Origin of the sequence: Nocardia miyunensis NBRC 108239 (genome assembly GCF_001613065.1) — a bacterium.
Lineage (GTDB): Bacteria > Actinomycetota > Actinomycetes > Mycobacteriales > Mycobacteriaceae > Nocardia > Nocardia miyunensis.
This window is the reverse complement of sequence record NZ_BDBQ01000049.1, coordinates 11,406-28,284: the sequence shown is the minus strand read 5'-3', so window position 1 is coordinate 28,284 and position 16,879 is coordinate 11,406. Positions and strand designations below refer to the sequence as shown.

Here is a 16,879-nt window from a genome sequence, read left to right as displayed (position 1 = left end):
GTCACTCCTTGTCGTCCTCGGGGAACACGGGTTCGATCTGCGGGTTCTCCCGCATGGCCTCACTGACGATGCGGTGCCACATACCCGGGAACGGTGCGTCGGGTTTCTTCCCGCGCCATATCCGCACCTTCAGCGCTCCGCCGCCTGCCTGCTCGAGGAGATCGTTCACGCGCTGGTCGAACGCTTCGGTCAGTTTCTCGACTTCGGTCCAGACGCCTTGCGGGATACCGCCCTGGCCGTTCTCCCAGCGTTGATAGCTGGAGGGGGATACGCGCAGGGCGGCGGCCATTTCGTCGCGTTGCAGGCCCAGATAGGCGCGGGAGACGAGCATCCGTCCCCCGCGCCCGAAATCGTATTTCTGGTCCGCCACGCTGGTGCCCCTCTCGTCCGCGACTGCCCGCCGGGTTGGTAGGCAGTTGTGGACCCAATGGTGGCACGGGGTTCCGTGCCACCAGGCGGGGCGGGTGCGGAGCCCTGTAGGCGTCACAGGGCGTCCGCGATGTTCGGGTGGATGTAGCGGACCCACTGGCGGGACACCTCCACGGTGATCGTCTCGCAGGGGTCGGTCTGGTCCGACGCGGCGATGGTGTTGATGAACCCGCCCGCGATGTCACCGGCGACGGTGCGGTCGGTGGGCGCGAACGACGCTTCGTCTCCGTCCCAGGTGCACCAGGACACCGTGACGGCGGCGGGACGGCCGGTCTCCTCGCACCACACGAAGTCCCAGTTGGCACCCCGGGTGATCTCCACGCGGATGCGGGTGTCGTCGACCAGGCCGAGAGCTTCGGCGACCAGCTGGGCGGCGGTGCGGATCGGGGTGGCGATGGTGGCGGTCATGGTCCGGTTCCTTCCGGTTGGGTGACGGCTTGATCCGTCTGACATGAACTACAATACACACATGTGTGTGTTTCGTCAAGTGGGGTGGGCCGCCGACATCATGCCAGCGGCCCGCGCAAGCTCACCGACGCGCGAACGCGTCGACGTGCACCCACACCTCCCCGCTTCCGCCGCACGCCTGGCAGCCGTCCCCGCCGCACGAGCAGACGCACGCCACGAAATCGGGGGACTCGGCCGCAGCGTCCGCGAACATGGCGGCCTGGGAATGGGTGAGGTGGATAGGCATGGCCGGTTCCTTCCGGTCGGGTGACGGCTCATCCGTCGAACAACACCAACAATACACACATATACGTGTGTACGTCAATCGGTGGAGGGAATGACTCCCTCCCCGGCCAGCCGCTGCCGCAACTCGGCCAACGCAGCGTCACTCTCCAACACCGCGGTTTCGGTCTCCTCGTCGTCTCCCCGGTCGGCCGGGATCGTATTGGTCACGCTGGCGACCCACAGGACATCCACGCCGGTGTCACGAGGACGCACGATCGCTTCCGCCGGCATGTGCGCGGTCGCCTCCACCAGACGTCGCAAATCGTCCAGGCGGAGTTCGTCCAGGTAGTCGTGCAGATCCAGGTGCGCGGCCTCGATCGTGCGCGGTTCCTGGCGCACAGTGATCGCGATCCGTGCCTGCGTGTCGGTGTCCGGCATTCCGGTTCCTTCCGGGTAGGTGACGGCGTGTTCCGTCGTGGCGATGAGGTGGAGGTCGGGTTCGCGGCGCGGCCAGTTCTCGGGGCAGTGCACCCGGAACCGGTCCTTGCCGATGGCGAGCACGTCGCCGTGGAGGATGCGCGCGGCGTAATCCCCGGCCGGTTCGCCGTACGGCCACCCGCGCAGGTAGGCGGTGCCCCGGCCCGCGTTGTACAAGATCAGCATGTTGGTGCCGGGCGCGATCCCAATGTGCTTGGCCGTCCCGTAGAAGACGGGCGTGACGCCGCGAACAGTGCCGACCGCATCTTGGCGATCGGCGAGGCGAATGGTGTGCGTGCGCATCGGGGTTCCTTCCGGGTGTGACGGTTCGGTCCGTCGATCGGTCCGGCCCCGCCGTGGTGGCGGGGCCGGGGTGGGTGGCTATGCGGCGACCAGGTGGGCGGTCTGCGCGTAGGAGGCGAACCCCGCGGCCACGGCCGCGTCGTCGGCCGCGTACGCGAACACCTCGATCGCGCGGCCGTTGCGGACGGTCCACACCTTGCGCGGCGCGGTGCCGGTGCGCGCCATGTAGGCGGCCTTCACGCGCTTGCCCGCCTGCGAGGCGTACCGGCGGCACAGTTCGCTGTCCGCGCCGAACCGCAGCATGTGGTTGCCGATGGTCGCGATGGTGCCGGTGGCGAGTTCGGCGGCGACCTGCGGGCCGTTGTTGAAGCGGGCCAGGGCGGGGGCCTGGAGGGCGCGGACGCGGCGGCGGATCGCTTTGGCGTCGGCGACGCGGGCGGCCTGGGCGGGGTTGTAGATGGTGCTGCGCATGTCCGGTTCCTTCCGGCGGGTGAGGGCTTCTCCCTCGAACAACTACGACTCTACACCTATATGTGTGTACGCGCAAGCTGATTGACGCGATCCCGGAAGATCGCCCGAACATCCGGTCTGGGCTGCCCCAACACATCTCGCTGACGCGGATGTGGGACATGCCCGCCCGCAACGTGATTCGCGATCAACTCCAACCCCAGACACCAGGCCCGGCCATACGGTGCGCCATCGTTGACCCACTCGCCATCCGGCAGGCGCCGCAGGTATCGGCGGGTGATGCCGTGGTTGTTCGCTATCCCCTGCTCGTGCTGCTCTGTCCGGTCGCACGCCGGGCACCGCCATGGCCCCGACATCGCCGGGCGCACCAGCTCGAGGAACGCGGCGTCACGCGCGTCGAACAGCTCCAGGCGCAATTGGCCGGCGGGCGCGTTCACGGCCGCGGCTGTTCTGCGGACTGGGTGAGCTGATTCGCCTTTCGTTGCTGGGCTTGCCAGGTGTAGACGTTGTGGATCGAACGATCGCGCTCGGCGATTTCATCGGCGGTCATCCGCTGGCCGTCCGGGTCGTGTCGGAGCATCGGCCCGAACGCCTGAATGCAGCCGTCGCACGCATCGCCGACCAGCGCGACGGGCGTACGACAGCCGGGGAGTACGCACGAGGTGAGCAAGGTGTCGGTCGGCTCGGTGACGCTCATCGGATCGCCGTGTCCAGGGTCAGGATTGCCGACAACGCCAGGATCAGCGCGGCCCCGCCGACCGCGAACGCGTGCAGCAGTTCCGCGGCTGGGGTCGGCAGGAGCGACAGCAGGACGATCGACGCCAGGATCCCGGACGCGGGCTCGAACAGGTAGCGGATCGTCGGTGCGATGAGGGTGAGCCATTCGCGCAGGTGCAACGTCACCGCGAACAGGGCGCGGCGGTAGATGGAGACGGTGGCGCGGTGGCGGCCGGTGTAGGTGGACATCAGGCGTTCCCTTCCTCGATCGGTTTGGTGCCGGACAGGTGGCGGATCAGTAGCGCGTCCTGGTAGTCGCCGCTCTGGTTGTGCGGCCACGTGGCCCACAGCTCCACGTCCACGCACCATCCGGCGGGGGTGCGCGGCACGAGGTGTTCCTGCCGCTCGAACGCGGCGTCCTGTGCGGTGCAGACGAATTCGGTAGTGCACTTCGTGACGCCGGGGCGCGTCCTGGTGACGACCAAGAACACCTGCGGATGCTGCGCGGGCGCGGGGTTCGCGTGCGCCAGGCGCTCGATGAGTTCGGCGCGCGGGTCGCGATCCTCGGCGTCGTGGTCGCGGCCGATCAGGCAGTCGCAGACGTCCTTGGTTGGCGTGATGTCGTATCGGATGGTGGCCCAGTGCAGGGGCGCGGTCACCGCCGGGCCTCCGTGTTCTCGGTCGCGGCGGCCGTGCGGCGGTACGTCATGACGGGTTCGAAACCGTCTGCGGCGAAGTCCTCCAGGCGCGGGTTGGCGCTGCTGGAGCCGTTCCAGTAGACGCGCGGCGTGAACAGGTGCCGTTTGCGGTAGGCGTCCAGGTTGTCGATGCCGTGCTGTTCGATTTCGACCACGACTCCGGTGATCTTGTGTCTGACCTCGAACACCCAGCGGCCCTCGTCCTCCCGGCCGGTGTCCACGAACTCGATGTCCGTGAAGCCGTCGCGGGTTATCTGGTCCCAGAACCACTCTCGCGCGTACTGGGCGGCTTTCTCGCGGGTGTTGGTCCAGCCTTCGTCCGGCTGGGTGGGGGCGATGTGGCTTCCGGCGTTGATGATGGTCATGGGACTCCTGTCGGCGGGCGCGGGGATGCGGTGCGCGGGTGCTGGTTTGGTGAATGGGTGGCCGCCGGGCGTGGCTGGGGATGGGAGGCACGCCCGGCGGCCGGTGTCCCCGCGCGGGGCCAGCGCGCGGGGAGTCTCGGGGGCGGGTGGCCTAGAGGGCGACGGCGGCCCAGGCCAGCAGCAGGCCGGTCACGACCAGCATGGAAATGGTCCCGGCGACGATCAGGATCAGGGCGTCGAACAGCCACGTTCCCTGCTGTCGCTGGGTGTTGTTGGGGTTGCGCATAGTCCGGTTCCTTCCGGGAAAGTGACGGCTGAATCCGTCGAACACCACTGACAATACACACTCACATGTGTGTAGTCAATAGGTGATTGTGGTAGGCAGTCGCCCGGTCTACCCCCGAAAATCCGGAGACTTCCCCCAGGTCGCGCCCACCCGAATCAGTAGGCAGCGCACCGTCATTCACCATCCGGCGCGTCGCCGTCGACCACCTCCCCGTCCACGACATCCCCGCCGGCACCGTCCAGCAGCTCCGCGAACTCCCGCTTCAGCTGCGCCAGATCCGGCGCACCCTCTACGGTCACCTGCACCGCTGGCACCTGGTCCAAGCCGTGCAGGCGCACCAGGCGGGCCAGGGCCTTGTCCGCGACGCTGGCGCCCTTCACGAACTTGTCGATATCCCGCTCGTCACGACCCTCGAGCATCACCCCGAACCCGTGCGTCCACAGCTGTTCCGCGCGGGCGATCATCAACGGCCGCACCGTCTCCGCCGCCGACGTGGCCGCCCGCTTCAACGCAGCGTGCACAGCGGCGCGTGCCCCCGACTCACCCGCGTAACCCTCTTCCTCGGCGATCTCCGCGTACGTGAGGCCCCGGACAGCCAGATCGAGGCAGCGTTGCTGCTTTGCCATCGTGTCCGGAGCCGGGGAAGCGTTGCCGCGGCGGCGTTTCCCATCAGTCATCGGACGCACTGACCTTGTACGCAGAGCTAACGGTGATCTTCACCTGATGAACGGTAAGAGGACGAGGTGCAGCGGCTGAAGTGAGGCGTAACGCACAGCAGGATATGGCGATGTATAGGAGTTCGTCGCAGCGTTGAATCATCTCGGATATGGGGTTTCGATGGATACGGTCCAGGCATCTGGTGACGATTTGGTCGAAGATTCACCGGTGACGGCTTTACCGAGCAGTCCGCGACAGCCTGCCGTCCCGAGACGGGGTCGCTCTACCAGGGGCATGAGGCGTAGGTCTCGAAAACCGGTGTGGGTCGTTGAAATGCGGATGCGGCTGTTGTCCACGTTGACGCTGGCCGGTGGTATCGGCATGGCTGCGATCGTGGTGGTTGCCACCACAATGTATCCCAGCGAAGCGCACCGGAGTGTGTGGATGACCTGGGTCTATCCCAGTTTTGCCGGCCTCGCCCTCGGGGTGGGAGCAATAGCGAAAGTCGAGGCTAGTATCCGTCGCCGTCAGATTGAGCTGATACAGGCCAGGGCCGAGCTTGAGTCAGCAATAAAGGACATCCACGGGCCGAATGATCTTTTGGGGTTGATTCAAGCCAACAGAAAACAAATGGATGCCTACGACGCTCAGGCGCGTACGCAAGGCTCGACCTCGCATTGGATCAGCATCGCGGCGATGATAATCGGGTTGGGAATCGTTGCCGCTGGGTTCTGGATTGCGGTGGCAGCGGACCAGGCCGCGACCAAGTACTCTGCGGCGATCGTGGCGGCGGTCGGTACGGCGACGGGCGGCTATATCGCGCAGACGTTCATCCGGTTGAATTCCTCAACGCAGGACCAAGTGCGGTACTACTTCGAGCAGCCCCTCGTGCAGAGTTATCTCCTTACCGCTGAACGGTTCGTGACGCAGATGCCTGAGTCAGAGCGTCCGAAGCAGTATCAGGCGCTGGTGGAGGCTGCGCTGAAGCAGGCCGCGATTGTGCCGCAACACAGAGTGTCCAGCACACCAAAGTCAGGCCTTGAGCGAAAGCGGCAGAGCGGCAGAGCGTTTCGCCTGACTAGCAAGCCCAGTGGAAGCGCTGGCCGTGACTGATTATTACTGAGGCGTCCGCCCCATGGTCGATCGAGCTGGCGCGTTGTGGGTGCAACTCCCTGAGATCAGTATGCGGCCGTTTCGGCGGGTGACGAGTGTATGGAACGTCGATACCTCGGCGGAGTAGACCATGCCGTCGTACGCCCCGCTGGAAACTTCCTTGTTCCGCTCGATCGACGATTGCGACCCCTTGAGTGCACGCACCGAGTATTCAGGTCGCTTGCCTCGAACCTCTCGGCCATCCCGCATGACGGCGACGCGCGGCGCACGCACACTACGGCCGGTCTTATAGCCAGCGAGGAACGCCAACTCCTGCAAGTCATCGGCCAGTTGCGGCGAGGTCGTGTGATGGGTCCACGCGTCGTTCTGCAACGATCCATCGCCTTCCCGATGCCCGCGTAGAAGCTCTTCGATCGACTCAGACGACTGCTCGAAGACGAACCGGGGAACAAACTTGTCGGCCGCGTGCACGCCCTTCAATCCGAGTCCCTCGAGGTGCCGATAGATGCGGCCGTTCTCGAAGGTGAAGCGGTCACGTAATTCGCAGGCGCGGACGCCCAGCTCGGAGAGAACCGCGCGCACGAATGTCTTCTCGCGATCCTTGAACGCTGCGATTTGTATCTTGTTCGGAGACTTACCTGTCGGCTTGATCATCGTGCCTTCGGCGAGATAGATGCCGAGGAACCGAAGACAGGCTGGCATGGAGACGGTGAGGTCTTCGCGCTGGCTGGCCCGCTTGTAGCCGGGGATACCAGGTATGGTGTAGCTCTCCGTGCCGCCAGCCTGGTGGACGCTTGCCATCAGGCCGGAGTACCAACCAATGTCGGCCATATTCACGAAGCTGTATCGGTCATCGAGGCGGCGGTAGCGTTCGTTCCACTTCCGGACGAGCATGTGGTGGTCTGGCGTGACCGCAAAGTCTTTCGAGGTATTCGACACACGGCAAAGATCGCCGGTATAGCGTTTGGCGACGACGCGAAGCGGCCGCTCGAACGTGACCTCGCGGGATTCGGGATCTACCGTCGCCAGCTCATTCTCCATCGTGAGCGCTGGGAACGGGAGCCACCCATGCCTTGTGAGGACTTCGGTCTCCGGATCGTGGCATGAGCAGAGTTGGCGTTGATCGAGCATCTCTGCATTGTGCTCCAGCAGAACGGTTTTCGGTATCGAGGCCACCCAGAACAGTGGTTGCTGGCACGAGGTTTCGGACGTGGAAACCGATGGCGTGCGCGCTGGGGGCTGAATGGTCCCGGGGTGCAGGGGAGGTCGCGGTAGACCTGAAAGACAGGGCGCACACACTCCGCTATACTGGGTTACGGAGGGTTACCGAGCGCGGCTGGAAACGGTTGCGGCTCAACGAGTCGAATCATGTAATCCACTGTTCGGCAGGTCGTGGGTTCGAATCCCACCTGGTCCACTTCGAGGGCTTGTAGCTCAGCGGTAGAGCAGCCGATTGACTTGGACTGTGGGGACGATGCCAACGGCATCGTCCCCACAGTCGTATCCTCTCGGTCTTCAGCCGTACTTCCGTGTCCAGAGTTCCCTGCCCAGATAATTGGCTGTCTGTCCGGCGGTGAGTCCGGCCTCGGTCGCCTCCAGGTGGTCGATGTCGGCCGCGGTGAGTAGTCGGCCGATCCACAGGCGGTGTGGTGGCCGGTTGGTGGGGATGGCCATGAGTGCGCCACCAGGGTTGCAGCCGATCAGGTGCGAGTTCTTCACGGCCTCGATGAACGTGGGGCCGTGCACGATGCAGGCGCCGAGGAATCCGCTGCCGCCGGGCCGCTGCTGGTCGAGCGGTGCCGACGTGGAGGGGTCGACGAACGACAGCCACCACAGCCCGGACGGGCTCACGTCGTCCGGATGTTGGCCGGGGCCGCGGCGCGGTCTGAATTCGATGACGGTCACGATCGGCTCCCGAGCTGTCCGGCCAGGTTCAGGCGAGCCGGGAACGTCTGGTGCTGCTCGGTGGCCGTGTGGGCGGGATCGGTACGGAGGCACTGCCATTGCCCGTCTCGGATCGCGACCACGCATTCATCCGGGGCGAGCCGAACGCGAATCTCCCGGCCCAGGATGATCCCGCCGCGCCGGAACCGGCGCTTCGCTCCCCGCCACTTCATGCGCGGGAATTTGGCCGGCGTACGGGGGCGGCTCACCGGATCACCCGCCGGAAGATGCGCGCGATCCGTTCCCGCCAGCCGAGACGCGGACCGCTCTCGGGCTCGTATTCGCCGCACAGGCAGATCCGGCCGGTGATCGGGGCCATACCGGCGAGGCCCGCGTACGCGGCGGGTGCGCGGCACACACCGAAGATCGCGGAGTGCTGGTGTGCGGTGTGCAGGCATCGGCAGCGCGGTTCGGTGGTCATCGTGGGGTCACCTTGATGACGGTGGGGAACGAGGACAGCGGCCCGAGTCGGTACCCGCCGGTGCGGATGTCGTAGCGGTGGCCGGGCTCCAGCGACATGAACACGTCGTAGGAGTTGAATCCGCTGGTGATGTTGTCTTCCACCGCGAACGTGCCGCAGCTGGTCGTGACGCGCTTCTGACCGGACGTGCCCTTTTCGATCAGCCGGTCCCTGGACAGCACAAGGCAATTCGCGTGCGTGTCCTGGTTCAGGCTGGTGCAGCTCGCCAGCGCTGCCGCTGCCCCGGCCGCGAACACGACCGGGATCAGCAGGTACGCCACCATTTTCGGTGAGTTCATCCCCATGGCTGCTCGAACAGGATCGGGGTCTGGTAGACGGGGACATGCTGCTCGAGGGTGCCGATCGGGTGATGGCCGAACCAGTACCGCAACAGGTGTTCCAGCATCAGAGATTCCTTTCGAGGGGAGTGATCCGTACCGCGGATACGGCGCCGATGGAGTGGAGGGCGAACCAGCCGACGAACACCGACCAGACGGCCAACGCGAGGACGGCCGCCAGGACGATCAGGGGTAGGAGGGTGTCGCCGAGGAACGTGTCGGTGACGAGTCGCCCGAGACTCGCCAGGCCGACGAAGATGATGGTCAGGGTGATCGCGAACCAGAACGTGATGATCACGACGGGTTCGATTCGGCGGCCGGTACGAAAGCCTGTGTCAGCGCGGCGATTACGGTCCGCACCTCGGCGGCCATGCGCTCGCGGTCACCGCCGGAGGGGTGGACGTAGACGCGGACCATGCCGGTGGGGGAGACGGTGGTGTCGGCTTCGGCCAGGACGTCGTTCACGATCTGCTGCCAGTCCGTCAGGATCTCGGCCTGGGTGTCGGAGTCCATCGCTTCCCATTCGCCGTCCCAGCCGTTGCGGCCGGTCACGTCATCCAGGAGGCGGGACACGATGCGCGCCACCGGGGACGGGTCCGCGTGCAGTGCGTCCAGGTGGTCGCTGATATCGGTCACGGGGTATCGCCCCGCCGACCGTTGGCGCTGATCATCACGCCGATGATGTGCAGGGCCTGGGGTTCGGAGAATCCCTCCGCTACCAGGGCGTTGAAGGTGTCGCGGCAGCCGCGTGCGAACTGCCGCGATTGGGCGTTGGGTTCTTGCACGCCGCCGGTGACCCGGCGGCTGAAATCGTTCGGATTCACGGTGTTTGGCTCTCGTGTGGTCCGGCGGCCCCAACGAGGAGGGGCCGCCGGAGAACAGGTCAGGACAGCGGGGTGATCGCGGCCGGGGCCGGGCCGTTCACGAGTACGTGCCCCAGCTCGTCCAGATCGACGGAGTCGATCAGATCGTGGACGGCGGAGTCGAACGCCTGCCGCTGGTATTCCTCGAGCTGCGCGATTTTGAAGCCGAGCAGCAGACCGGTCTTGTTGACTCGATATCGCAGACTCGCCCGCATCGGCACCAGTGGGCCGCCGCGCCACACGGGGATGGCGATGTCGAATGTCTTGGGCACCTCGAGTTCGCCGCCGCGACCGGCGCGAGCCTCCGTGTTCTCCACGAACATGAATTGCACGCTGCCCGAGTCGATCCGGAACCCCGACTGGAAATCCATGTTCGTGGTGGCCACGATGTTCTGGACCATCTCCAGCATGTCGGCGGCGGCCGGGTCGGTGATGTCGGCCAGGTTGTCCTCGATGAACTCGGCGAACCCTTCCTGCCCGAGCAGTTGCCCGTTCATCAGCTGCCACCGCTGGAACTGGTCCGACAGCACCAGAGTCAGCTTCACGCGGTGATCGCGCCAGCTCTCGAAGTTCACGACCGCGGTGAGGGTCGCGTGCGGCTGGTCGGCGAAGATGAACGCGCCCTGGTGGTCGCTCTGCCGGAGCATCGTCGCGAAGCTGTCGACATCGGTGACGGTCGAATCGCCGCGCGGTCGGCGGGGCTCGGCGAGGTACAGCTCATACGACTTGGCGTCGACGCGTTCGCCGTCGCGGGTCACGTTGACGTGGATCTTGTCCGTGTCGGGGTAGAGGTCCTGGTCGTAGCGGGCTACGTCCTGCGCGGTGGCGATGACCGCTGCCGCGTCGGTGGAGGATGTCGGGGTGGTCATGCGCGTTTGGCCTCTCGGGTCTGGTCGGAATCGACGGCGCGGATGCTGGAGAACGACAGCTGATTCGGGTCGTTGCGGACCAAGTTGCCGTCGTTGTCCACGAAGTAGAGGGACGATTTGCGGTCCGGCGCAGGCACTTTCGCGGCCACGCGGTCATCGACCATCAGGGCATTGGTCTTCTTGTGGACGCCGACCTTGATGGTGAGCTGGATAGTGCCGTCCTTGCCGGTGGCCTGGACCGCACCGACCAGCTCATGCAGTTTCTGGGTCAGCTCGGCGGCCACTGCGCCCTTGCGCAGTTCGGTCAGCCAGTCCACGAACGGCCGCATGCGGGCGTCCTGGTCGTCGGTTGTGTTGTCGGTCAACGGGATTGCTCCTGTTCGATGGGATGGATTGGGCGGGGTTGGTGGCTGGGAGCTTCTTTCCTGCCGAGTGCGCCCAGCCGGGTTCCGGCTGGGCGCATGGTCGACGGGTGCGGTGCAGATCAGTCGGAGGCGTTGCGCCACGGGCCGACCGCGCACACCTTCACGCGGGCGTCGGGGGTGCGGTTCTGCCGAACCTGCACAGCGCGAAGGGATTGCGCCGAATCGATGGCGGTGTCGCGGCTGCTGGCCGGGTCGACGTGGACGATGCCGTGCGGGTCAGTCCACTGGACGCCGTACTGGACTGTCGCGGCCTCGCCGGTCGCTTCCAGGTGCGTGAGCACCAGGCGGGCGATTCCCTCGATGTCGCGGGCGTACAGGCGATGGATGCCGAGCATCTCGATCATGCCGCCGCCCAACGCATCTGGGGCAGTCTGCTGGCGGACGACGACCGCTTCATCGATCACTCCGTCGCCCCACGCCCCTACGAATTCGAGGAGGCGGCGGACGGCGGCGGCAGCGATATCGGGGCGCGTGTAGTCCGGCGCTTCGTCTTGGTACACGTCGGGGTTTGTGATCTGGGGATCTGCGCGCACAAGCGCATCGGGGGAATTCATTTCCGGTTCCTTCCGGCGGTGTGACGGTTCAATCCGTCTGACAGGCAGCACATTACCTGTAGTTCTGTGTATGGTCAATGCGGCACGCGACCGCATCTTCGTGGCCGCGTGCCGTTGTCGTCAGTTGTTGGATCGCGCGCTGTCGAGCACGTAGTCGCGTACCCAGTCCGTGAGCTGTTGCATCCGTTTGGGGTTGCGCATGGGGTAGGGGCCGATCAGTACATTATTGTCCAGGTCGGTGACTGCTATCTGGCCTCCGCCGTCTTTGACGAGTCGGATGTCGAGTGGTGCCCAATCGCTCAGATTCGGCCAGTTCTCCATGTTCCGGGTCCTTCCGGGTCGTGACGGTTCAGTCCGTCGTACAGGCGAAATGTTACACATAAATATGTGTAAAGTAAATTCGGTTACGCGGCATCTTCTCGGCGGACTTCCGCCAGATACCGCATCGCCTGTCTCTCCGAAACCCCCACCCGGTCCGCTATCTGCTGCGTAGTCAGGTTCAGGCCCAGCAGTGCGCGCACGTGCTGGCGGCGGGCGTTTGCGATATCTCGGGTCGTAGTCTTCGGCGCCTGCGCGGCGGAGGGTTCTACCCGTGGGTCATCGATATCGAGACCTTCCCAATCCAGCGGTGCCCACCAGCCATGCTCGGTCGCGACGCGGCGAGCTCGGTCCGAGTCACCTGGGGTGCCGGAAAGTTGTTCGTAGGCATCGTGGATCGCGAGCCACGTCCACCAGGCGATGACGGTGCGGCCCTGCCGCGGCCGGGTCATCTGGGACATCACCGCCGCCGCTACATTGGGGGCGTACTCGGCGATTCCCTTCCAGGGCCAGCCGATCGCGTGCAACGCCTGTAGCCTGCGCATCGCACCGACCGCCAGGACGATCTGCTGCCGCTCGTTCGGATGCACCGTGACCGCTCTGATCGCGGTCGCTTGCCGGATACGGACCGTCGCAGACAATCCCGCGCGGATGTTGCGGACGGTGTTGGGCAGACATCCCGCGTCGCGGGCGATCGACGCCATCGGCAACCCCAACGCGGCGAGTTCCTCGATGTGGTCTCGGATCGGCTCATACGGCACATACCCCGGCGCGCCCGCATATCGGGTGCGTAGCTCGTACTGGGCGTACTTGCGGCCCTTGGGCACGAACCGGCTCGGGCCTCTGTCCACGGTCAGATATCGCACGGTGTGCCCCCGGTCTCGAACAGCGGCAGCGTGACCTCCGGTCCGCGGCGGGTTCGGCGGCGCGGCGGGTGGATGATCACGATCTGTGGCGGACAGGGGGTGTCGCATCGGCGGCGCATCTCGGCCAGCTGGTCGATCAGCGTGGCCCGGGTGGTCTTCAGCCGCTCCACTTCCCGAGCCAGGTCCACCACGGAGGCCGGGGTGACCTGGGCTGCGCGGGCGCGGTGCTCGGCCTGGTCGGTGGCGCGTTGCGCGGCCAGCAGCAGCATCGTCAGCACTGCGACGGGTTCGCAGCGCACGTTCTGGACGGTTCTCCTCGAGCAGCGCAACCAGTCCGCGATGGTGTCGGTGGTGTGCCCCGCGTGGGTCAATTGCGCTATGAGCCAGGCCCGTTCGGGGCGCGGCAGATCCCCTAGGCGTAGGCGGCCCGCTATCGCGGCTTCGGTCAGATGCTCGTCGGGCTCCCAGCGTGGTTGGTGCAGCGGTACGACATCGGCCATCACGTTCACCTCCAGGAGGGTCATTTGTTGGTCTGGGGCGCGGCGGGTCATGAACGGCTCCAACGGGTTCGGGAGGGATCGGCGCGCTGGTAGAACCCAGGTTGTGCTTCCTCGCGGCGGCGGCCGTCGCGCATCATGCGCGCGGCTTCGTGGGTATCGGCGGGTTTGACCGGCAACAGCTGGTGCGGGTCGTGGCGGCACTTCACCGCCCACCCCAGCCGGTCCTCGGGATCGAGCACCCAGCCGTACTCGTCGCACAGCTGGCAGGTGCGAGACCCGTTGGGGCCGAACACCTGCTCTTTCGGGCCGATATAGCTGCCGGGCGGTTCGATCGGCAGGGGCCTCTGGTCCGCGCTCATGCCGCGACCGCCCCGGGCAACGGCGGCAGGGACGGCGTGGCGGCCTTGCGGTCGGCTACGCGGGTCTGCACCTGCGCCAGGACGGCGCGCACGGCCGCTGATCCTCGGCGGGCGGTCTCGAGTACTGCCGGATCGTGCACACAGGCCACACCGGGCGCGACGAACCCGTGCCGGTCGCATCGGTTGCACGCGGCGATCTGCTGCGCGGCAGTGGTGTTGCGGGCCACGACTTCCGCGCGGTGCTCCGCGGCGCGGGCGCAGGCCTGGCGCGTCTGGTGGTCCTTGCGGATGCGGCGGCGTTCCCCGCACGCCCCGCACGCTTCGGTGGTGCCGCCGGGATGCTTGGGGCAGTGCGGGGTTGGGAGTTCATCGGGGGAGTTGTCCACAGCCGATGTGGCCGCCTGGTGAGGTACGTCGGGAACGTAACCCCCTTCTCTTGGTTCATTGGACGGTTCAGCAGGACGGTTCTGTCGGACACGGGTGTCCCCCCGCGACCGGTCACCGGTGTCCCCCGGCGAGGGGACATCCGTGTCCGGCCGTTCGGGTTGTCCCCCCGCAGATGTCCGGGCGCGGGGGGACAATTTGTCCGCCCGCGCCCGGGGGTTATCCACAGGTTCGGGCTCGTCATCCCCACGCCGCATCGACATGTTCAGGTCCCACACCACCGGCCGCTTGTCGCCGGGCAGGTGTGCCACCAACCGCTGATCACCGCGCCGAATCAGGCCGCGCTCCTCCAGCGTCTTCAGATGCCGGCGGACGGTGCGTTCATCGCAGCGGCCGAACTTGGCGAGGGTGGCTTGCTTCTGGAATGAGGCTGTGCCGTCGCTGTGCGCGACATCGGCCATCGCCCACAGGATCACGAGTTCCTGTGCTGAGGTGGTGGGCGCGTCGTGCAGCGCCCACGTGGTCGCTGCGATGCTCACTGGGCACCACCTGGTGACGGTTCAATCCGTCGAGCGGTCATGGGAGGGGTTGCCTCTCTGGGCGGTTGGAACCGCCCCGGGGCGGTGAGCACCCGGGGCGGTCAGTTCAGTTGTCGGCGGGGGATAGGTAGCGGCCGTTGTTGCCGAGCAGCACCTCTCGGCCCCACAGCCGCACGGCCGTGGCGTCGGATGGTTCGCCTTCGTACAGCCAGAACCCTTGCTCGTGCGCGGCTTTCGGGTGTGCCTCCACCCAGCCATGGCATCCGGTCGTGCCGGACCCACAGAGCGCCAGCAGGTTCGACGCGTCCCAGCTGCCGCCCTGGGATCGCTTGCGACGGTGGTGGACCGTGTACCCGGCGGTGCCGCAGCGTTCGCACCGGCCGCCGCACCGTGTCTCCACGAGGCGGCGGCCTTCGACTGCGGTGGTCACGCCGCGCCCCGTCCGGCTATCTCGTATTGAGATCGGATGGACGCGCTCATGGACTGGATGGCCTTCAGGTTGCCGTTTGTCAGTGCCTCCGAACGCGTCTTCGCGTAGTGGTAGGCGATGTCGGCCACGGTCAGCTGGTCCCGCAACTCCTCGGTGGCGACGATCGCGGCGTACTTCTTCTCGTGGGCCGGACCCTTGTAGGCGAGATACGCGCGGGCGGTGGCTTTCTCCAGCTCGTTCTTCAGCGTCGCGAACGTCTCGTACGCGTCGGCCAGCTCGTCCACACCGGCGGTGATGGCGTGATCGAGTTCGGCCAGCCGGTGTTCGATGGCGACCGGTGACCACACCTCACGGGCCTTACGCGGGTTGGTCATCGGTGGCTCCCTGCTCCTGGGTCGGTTCGTCGGTCGGTTCGGTGGGCGCGAAGGGGTTCTGCTCCCGGTACTTCGCGGCGAGCGCGCGGATCGGGCCCGGGTCGGTGGCGGCGCGGATGTCCAGGCCGCCATTGGCTTTCGCGAAGTCGCGCATGGCCTGGCGCGGGTTGATGCCGAGTTCCTGGCACGCCTCGGTCAAGTCGTCTCGGGCGTCCTGGGCCTCCTGGGTGTAGGTGGCCCGCTCGTGTGAGTTTGCGTCCGGATCGGCCTGCCGAGTGGGGATCGTCAGCCCCTGTAACAGGAACACGCGGTAGGCCACGGACTGCGCCTTGCTCACGGCCTTGTCGCCGCTGTCGGCGGCCTCGCCGAACGCCGAGCCCTCGATGGTGTCCCCGGCCGGGCCGTAGACGGTGTATCCCATCGTGACTGTGGCGTTCCGCATCGCGGTGCCCCTGCCGGTGACGTACCGCTCGGTGGTGATGTTCAGCGCCTTCGGGATGATCACGACGCCGTGTTTGCGCAGCACCGGCCCGACCTTGTCGAGCACCGCGTCGATACCCCGGAACATGAACCCCTGGTCCTGGTTCCGGTCGGCCTTCTCGATCGCCTGCACGTCCTCCATCACCCGGGACAATGCTTCGGCCGCAGTCGGTTTCGGGTCGCTCACGCCTTTGCCTCCAGGGCGAGCAGTTCGAACGGCGCGGAGGCCAGCAGCTCGCGCACCACTTCCCGCACGGCGGCCTTGGTCTTGGTCGTGCTCACCGACAGGGTTGCGCCCGGGGTCTCCCGCTTGGTACCCGGCACAACCTCTTTCAGCGCGGCAGCGAGTGCGGACGTGCGCACATGGTCCGGGATCACCGTCTCCTCGTGGACCAGGTGCGGGGCGTGCTCGAGCAGTACTGCGGCGACCTCTTCCGGCGGCCCGAATACCAACTGCTTCTCCAGCCGGGCCGTGTACTGCTCACGAACCCACTGTTCGAACACCTCGGGATCGTTCACCCGCGCAATGGGATCGGGGTCGGACTTGCTCACCGAGCCGAGCGAGCGACCGGTACGTGGGTCGTGGCCGGTGAGCTTCGAACCGCGCGACATCGCCAGCGACAGTTCGGCTTTGACCCTCGACTTCTCGGCGTCGACCTCACGATGAAGTTCGTGCAGCACAGCGGCCCGCACCACCAGCATGTCCAGATCTTCCGGCGTCGCAGGGGAGTTCACGACGCCTCCACCTGTGGCTTGGGCGAGCCATACGCGTCAGGGTTGCGCAGATACCGGTCAACCTCGTTCTCGAGATACCGGACCCTGCTGGCCTTCGCGTTCCCGAGTTTCTGGTACTTCGGACCCTTGCCCTCGGTGCGCCAGCGTGCCAGCGTCATCGGGTGGATACCCATCCGCCCAGCAGTTTCTTTGCTGGTCAGCCACTTCATGAAATTATCCCTTCCCAGATGGGAAGAGGGCAGCGCGGACCTACTGG

At 66.3% G+C, this 16,879-nt stretch carries 34 protein-coding genes; 1 reads left to right on the top strand and 33 read right to left on the bottom strand.

Features of this window, described 5'->3' with window-relative positions:
- Position 1: 1 nt before the first annotated feature.
- From NM2_RS21650 to NM2_RS21605, 12 genes are all read right to left on the bottom strand, one after another.
- Entirely contained in the window at positions 2-370 is a 369-nt protein-coding gene (locus NM2_RS21650; RefSeq protein WP_157121224.1) for a helix-turn-helix domain-containing protein, read from the bottom strand.
- Between the two features lie 113 nt (positions 371-483).
- Positions 484-837, bottom strand: a complete 354-nt coding sequence (locus NM2_RS21645) for a hypothetical protein (protein ID WP_067671770.1) — start codon at positions 835-837, stop codon at positions 484-486.
- 121 nt (positions 838-958) lie between these two features.
- Positions 959-1,123 (bottom strand): hypothetical protein, encoded by a 165-nt coding sequence (locus NM2_RS49195; protein WP_157121223.1) that lies wholly within the window; start codon positions 1,121-1,123, stop codon positions 959-961.
- A 74-nt stretch (positions 1,124-1,197) separates the two neighbouring features.
- Positions 1,198-1,881: a hypothetical protein gene (locus NM2_RS21640; RefSeq protein ID WP_067671767.1), complete on the bottom strand. Its 684-nt coding sequence runs from the start codon at positions 1,879-1,881 to the stop codon at positions 1,198-1,200.
- Positions 1,882-1,959: 78 nt separating this feature from the next.
- Positions 1,960-2,352, bottom strand: a complete 393-nt coding sequence (locus NM2_RS21635) for a hypothetical protein (RefSeq protein WP_067671764.1) — start codon at positions 2,350-2,352, stop codon at positions 1,960-1,962.
- A 56-nt stretch (positions 2,353-2,408) separates the two neighbouring features.
- Positions 2,409-2,786 carry a hypothetical protein gene (locus NM2_RS21630; RefSeq protein WP_067671761.1) on the bottom strand — a complete coding sequence of 126 codons (378 nt, stop codon included), beginning with the start codon at positions 2,784-2,786 and terminating at the stop codon, positions 2,409-2,411.
- Positions 2,783-3,046 carry a hypothetical protein gene (locus NM2_RS21625; protein WP_067671758.1) on the bottom strand — a complete coding sequence of 88 codons (264 nt, stop codon included), beginning with the start codon at positions 3,044-3,046 and terminating at the stop codon, positions 2,783-2,785. Before NM2_RS21625 ends, NM2_RS21630 begins: the two co-directional genes overlap by 4 nt.
- On the bottom strand, positions 3,043-3,315 hold the full coding sequence (locus NM2_RS21620) for a hypothetical protein (protein WP_067671755.1): 273 nt from the start codon (positions 3,313-3,315) through the stop codon (positions 3,043-3,045). Before NM2_RS21620 ends, NM2_RS21625 begins: the two co-directional genes overlap by 4 nt.
- The gene (locus tag NM2_RS21615; RefSeq protein ID WP_067671751.1) at positions 3,315-3,725 is read right to left on the bottom strand and encodes a hypothetical protein; all 411 of its coding nucleotides are present in this window, start codon (positions 3,723-3,725) and stop codon (positions 3,315-3,317) included. The genes NM2_RS21620 and NM2_RS21615 overlap by 1 nt, the downstream gene beginning before the upstream one ends.
- The gene (locus NM2_RS21610; protein ID WP_067671748.1) at positions 3,722-4,129 is read right to left on the bottom strand and encodes a hypothetical protein; all 408 of its coding nucleotides are present in this window, start codon (positions 4,127-4,129) and stop codon (positions 3,722-3,724) included. Before NM2_RS21610 ends, NM2_RS21615 begins: the two co-directional genes overlap by 4 nt.
- Positions 4,130-4,280: 151 nt before the next feature.
- A complete protein-coding gene (locus NM2_RS52605; RefSeq protein ID WP_281182521.1) occupies positions 4,281-4,415 on the bottom strand; it encodes a hypothetical protein in 135 nt (44 codons plus the stop codon).
- 173 nt (positions 4,416-4,588) lie between these two features.
- On the bottom strand, positions 4,589-5,092 hold the full coding sequence (locus NM2_RS21605) for a hypothetical protein (protein ID WP_157121222.1): 504 nt from the start codon (positions 5,090-5,092) through the stop codon (positions 4,589-4,591).
- A gap of 313 nt (positions 5,093-5,405) precedes the next feature.
- On the opposite strand from NM2_RS21605, the gene NM2_RS21600 reads away from it, so the two are divergent.
- Complete coding sequence (locus NM2_RS21600; RefSeq protein ID WP_067671742.1) at positions 5,406-6,185, top strand: TRADD-N-associated membrane domain-containing protein; 780 nt, start codon at positions 5,406-5,408, stop codon at positions 6,183-6,185.
- Positions 6,186-6,188: 3 nt separating this feature from the next.
- On the opposite strand, the gene NM2_RS21595 is transcribed toward NM2_RS21600, so the two are convergent.
- The 21 genes from NM2_RS21595 to NM2_RS49185 form a co-directional block, all read right to left on the bottom strand.
- Positions 6,189-7,316 carry a hypothetical protein gene (locus tag NM2_RS21595; protein ID WP_067671739.1) on the bottom strand — a complete coding sequence of 376 codons (1,128 nt, stop codon included), beginning with the start codon at positions 7,314-7,316 and terminating at the stop codon, positions 6,189-6,191.
- 384 nt (positions 7,317-7,700) lie between these two features.
- A complete protein-coding gene (locus NM2_RS21590) occupies positions 7,701-8,090 on the bottom strand; it encodes a hypothetical protein (protein ID WP_067671736.1) in 390 nt (129 codons plus the stop codon).
- The gene (locus tag NM2_RS21585) at positions 8,087-8,302 is read right to left on the bottom strand and encodes a hypothetical protein (RefSeq protein WP_157121220.1); all 216 of its coding nucleotides are present in this window, start codon (positions 8,300-8,302) and stop codon (positions 8,087-8,089) included. Before NM2_RS21585 ends, NM2_RS21590 begins: the two co-directional genes overlap by 4 nt.
- 32 nt (positions 8,303-8,334) lie before the next feature.
- Positions 8,335-8,550, bottom strand: a complete 216-nt coding sequence (locus NM2_RS21580; RefSeq protein WP_067671729.1) for a hypothetical protein — start codon at positions 8,548-8,550, stop codon at positions 8,335-8,337.
- On the bottom strand, positions 8,547-8,888 hold the full coding sequence (locus tag NM2_RS21575; protein WP_067671726.1) for a hypothetical protein: 342 nt from the start codon (positions 8,886-8,888) through the stop codon (positions 8,547-8,549). The genes NM2_RS21580 and NM2_RS21575 overlap by 4 nt, the downstream gene beginning before the upstream one ends.
- A gap of 106 nt (positions 8,889-8,994) precedes the next feature.
- Positions 8,995-9,225, bottom strand: a complete 231-nt coding sequence (locus tag NM2_RS21570; RefSeq protein ID WP_067671723.1) for a hypothetical protein — start codon at positions 9,223-9,225, stop codon at positions 8,995-8,997.
- Positions 9,222-9,563 carry a hypothetical protein gene (locus NM2_RS21565; RefSeq protein ID WP_067671720.1) on the bottom strand — a complete coding sequence of 114 codons (342 nt, stop codon included), beginning with the start codon at positions 9,561-9,563 and terminating at the stop codon, positions 9,222-9,224. The genes NM2_RS21570 and NM2_RS21565 overlap by 4 nt, the downstream gene beginning before the upstream one ends.
- On the bottom strand, positions 9,560-9,751 hold the full coding sequence (locus NM2_RS21560) for a hypothetical protein (protein ID WP_067671717.1): 192 nt from the start codon (positions 9,749-9,751) through the stop codon (positions 9,560-9,562). Before NM2_RS21560 ends, NM2_RS21565 begins: the two co-directional genes overlap by 4 nt.
- A 59-nt stretch (positions 9,752-9,810) precedes the next feature.
- Positions 9,811-10,659: a DUF2303 family protein gene (locus NM2_RS21555; protein ID WP_067671714.1), complete on the bottom strand. Its 849-nt coding sequence runs from the start codon at positions 10,657-10,659 to the stop codon at positions 9,811-9,813.
- Positions 10,656-11,024 carry a YfdP family phage-associated protein gene (locus NM2_RS21550; protein WP_245718150.1) on the bottom strand — a complete coding sequence of 123 codons (369 nt, stop codon included), beginning with the start codon at positions 11,022-11,024 and terminating at the stop codon, positions 10,656-10,658. The genes NM2_RS21555 and NM2_RS21550 overlap by 4 nt, the downstream gene beginning before the upstream one ends.
- A gap of 119 nt (positions 11,025-11,143) precedes the next feature.
- A complete protein-coding gene (locus NM2_RS21545; protein WP_067671711.1) occupies positions 11,144-11,638 on the bottom strand; it encodes a hypothetical protein in 495 nt (164 codons plus the stop codon).
- 120 nt (positions 11,639-11,758) lie between these two features.
- On the bottom strand, positions 11,759-11,959 hold the full coding sequence (locus NM2_RS21540; RefSeq protein WP_067671708.1) for a hypothetical protein: 201 nt from the start codon (positions 11,957-11,959) through the stop codon (positions 11,759-11,761).
- Between the two features lie 83 nt (positions 11,960-12,042).
- Positions 12,043-12,807 carry a hypothetical protein gene (locus NM2_RS21535; protein WP_157121219.1) on the bottom strand — a complete coding sequence of 255 codons (765 nt, stop codon included), beginning with the start codon at positions 12,805-12,807 and terminating at the stop codon, positions 12,043-12,045.
- A 2-nt stretch (positions 12,808-12,809) separates the two neighbouring features.
- On the bottom strand, positions 12,810-13,322 hold the full coding sequence (locus tag NM2_RS21530) for a helix-turn-helix domain-containing protein (protein WP_169816216.1): 513 nt from the start codon (positions 13,320-13,322) through the stop codon (positions 12,810-12,812).
- Between the two features lie 47 nt (positions 13,323-13,369).
- Positions 13,370-13,681: a hypothetical protein gene (locus NM2_RS21525; protein ID WP_067671699.1), complete on the bottom strand. Its 312-nt coding sequence runs from the start codon at positions 13,679-13,681 to the stop codon at positions 13,370-13,372.
- Positions 13,678-14,604 carry a helix-turn-helix domain-containing protein gene (locus NM2_RS21520; protein ID WP_067671696.1) on the bottom strand — a complete coding sequence of 309 codons (927 nt, stop codon included), beginning with the start codon at positions 14,602-14,604 and terminating at the stop codon, positions 13,678-13,680. The genes NM2_RS21525 and NM2_RS21520 overlap by 4 nt, the downstream gene beginning before the upstream one ends.
- A gap of 106 nt (positions 14,605-14,710) precedes the next feature.
- Positions 14,711-15,034 (bottom strand): HNH endonuclease, encoded by a 324-nt coding sequence (locus NM2_RS21515; RefSeq protein ID WP_067671693.1) that lies wholly within the window; start codon positions 15,032-15,034, stop codon positions 14,711-14,713.
- Entirely contained in the window at positions 15,031-15,408 is a 378-nt protein-coding gene (locus tag NM2_RS21510) for a hypothetical protein (RefSeq protein ID WP_067671690.1), read from the bottom strand. Before NM2_RS21510 ends, NM2_RS21515 begins: the two co-directional genes overlap by 4 nt.
- Positions 15,392-16,075, bottom strand: coding sequence for an ERF family protein (locus NM2_RS50940; protein WP_067671687.1), 684 nt, complete (start codon positions 16,073-16,075; stop codon positions 15,392-15,394). Before NM2_RS50940 ends, NM2_RS21510 begins: the two co-directional genes overlap by 17 nt.
- On the bottom strand, positions 16,072-16,623 hold the full coding sequence (locus tag NM2_RS21500; RefSeq protein WP_067671684.1) for a hypothetical protein: 552 nt from the start codon (positions 16,621-16,623) through the stop codon (positions 16,072-16,074). Before NM2_RS21500 ends, NM2_RS50940 begins: the two co-directional genes overlap by 4 nt.
- Positions 16,620-16,832: a helix-turn-helix transcriptional regulator gene (locus NM2_RS49185; RefSeq protein ID WP_067671681.1), complete on the bottom strand. Its 213-nt coding sequence runs from the start codon at positions 16,830-16,832 to the stop codon at positions 16,620-16,622. The genes NM2_RS21500 and NM2_RS49185 overlap by 4 nt, the downstream gene beginning before the upstream one ends.
- Positions 16,833-16,879 lie beyond the last annotated feature (47 nt).

What these genes read in the sequence shown, in the direction of transcription:
- NM2_RS21645 (WP_067671770.1), bottom strand. Translation starts at nt 837, where the DNA reads ATGACCGCCACCATCGCCACCCCGATCCGCACCGCCGCCCAGCTGGTC.
- NM2_RS49195 (WP_157121223.1), bottom strand. Translation starts at nt 1,123, where the DNA reads ATGCCTATCCACCTCACCCATTCCCAGGCCGCCATGTTCGCGGACGCT.
- NM2_RS21640 (WP_067671767.1), bottom strand. Translation starts at nt 1,881, where the DNA reads ATGCGCACGCACACCATTCGCCTCGCCGATCGCCAAGATGCGGTCGGC.
- NM2_RS21635 (WP_067671764.1), bottom strand. Translation starts at nt 2,352, where the DNA reads ATGCGCAGCACCATCTACAACCCCGCCCAGGCCGCCCGCGTCGCCGAC.
- NM2_RS21625 (WP_067671758.1), bottom strand. Translation starts at nt 3,046, where the DNA reads ATGAGCGTCACCGAGCCGACCGACACCTTGCTCACCTCGTGCGTACTC.
- NM2_RS21620 (WP_067671755.1), bottom strand. Translation starts at nt 3,315, where the DNA reads ATGTCCACCTACACCGGCCGCCACCGCGCCACCGTCTCCATCTACCGC.
- NM2_RS21610 (WP_067671748.1), bottom strand. Translation starts at nt 4,129, where the DNA reads ATGACCATCATCAACGCCGGAAGCCACATCGCCCCCACCCAGCCGGAC.
- NM2_RS52605 (WP_281182521.1), bottom strand. Translation starts at nt 4,415, where the DNA reads ATGCGCAACCCCAACAACACCCAGCGACAGCAGGGAACGTGGCTGTTC.
- NM2_RS21605 (WP_157121222.1), bottom strand. Translation starts at nt 5,092, where the DNA reads ATGACTGATGGGAAACGCCGCCGCGGCAACGCTTCCCCGGCTCCGGAC.
- NM2_RS21600 (WP_067671742.1), top strand. Translation starts at nt 5,406, where the DNA reads ATGCGGATGCGGCTGTTGTCCACGTTGACGCTGGCCGGTGGTATCGGC.
- NM2_RS21595 (WP_067671739.1), bottom strand. Translation starts at nt 7,316, where the DNA reads ATGCTCGATCAACGCCAACTCTGCTCATGCCACGATCCGGAGACCGAA.
- NM2_RS21585 (WP_157121220.1), bottom strand. Translation starts at nt 8,302, where the DNA reads ATGAAGTGGCGGGGAGCGAAGCGCCGGTTCCGGCGCGGCGGGATCATC.
- NM2_RS21580 (WP_067671729.1), bottom strand. Translation starts at nt 8,550, where the DNA reads ATGACCACCGAACCGCGCTGCCGATGCCTGCACACCGCACACCAGCAC.
- NM2_RS21575 (WP_067671726.1), bottom strand. Translation starts at nt 8,888, where the DNA reads ATGAACTCACCGAAAATGGTGGCGTACCTGCTGATCCCGGTCGTGTTC.
- NM2_RS21555 (WP_067671714.1), bottom strand. Translation starts at nt 10,659, where the DNA reads ATGACCACCCCGACATCCTCCACCGACGCGGCAGCGGTCATCGCCACC.
- NM2_RS21545 (WP_067671711.1), bottom strand. Translation starts at nt 11,638, where the DNA reads ATGAATTCCCCCGATGCGCTTGTGCGCGCAGATCCCCAGATCACAAAC.
- NM2_RS21540 (WP_067671708.1), bottom strand. Translation starts at nt 11,959, where the DNA reads ATGGAGAACTGGCCGAATCTGAGCGATTGGGCACCACTCGACATCCGA.
- NM2_RS21530 (WP_169816216.1), bottom strand. Translation starts at nt 13,322, where the DNA reads ATGGCCGATGTCGTACCGCTGCACCAACCACGCTGGGAGCCCGACGAG.
- NM2_RS21525 (WP_067671699.1), bottom strand. Translation starts at nt 13,681, where the DNA reads ATGAGCGCGGACCAGAGGCCCCTGCCGATCGAACCGCCCGGCAGCTAT.
- NM2_RS21510 (WP_067671690.1), bottom strand. Translation starts at nt 15,408, where the DNA reads ATGACCAACCCGCGTAAGGCCCGTGAGGTGTGGTCACCGGTCGCCATC.
- NM2_RS49185 (WP_067671681.1), bottom strand. Translation starts at nt 16,832, where the DNA reads ATGAAGTGGCTGACCAGCAAAGAAACTGCTGGGCGGATGGGTATCCAC.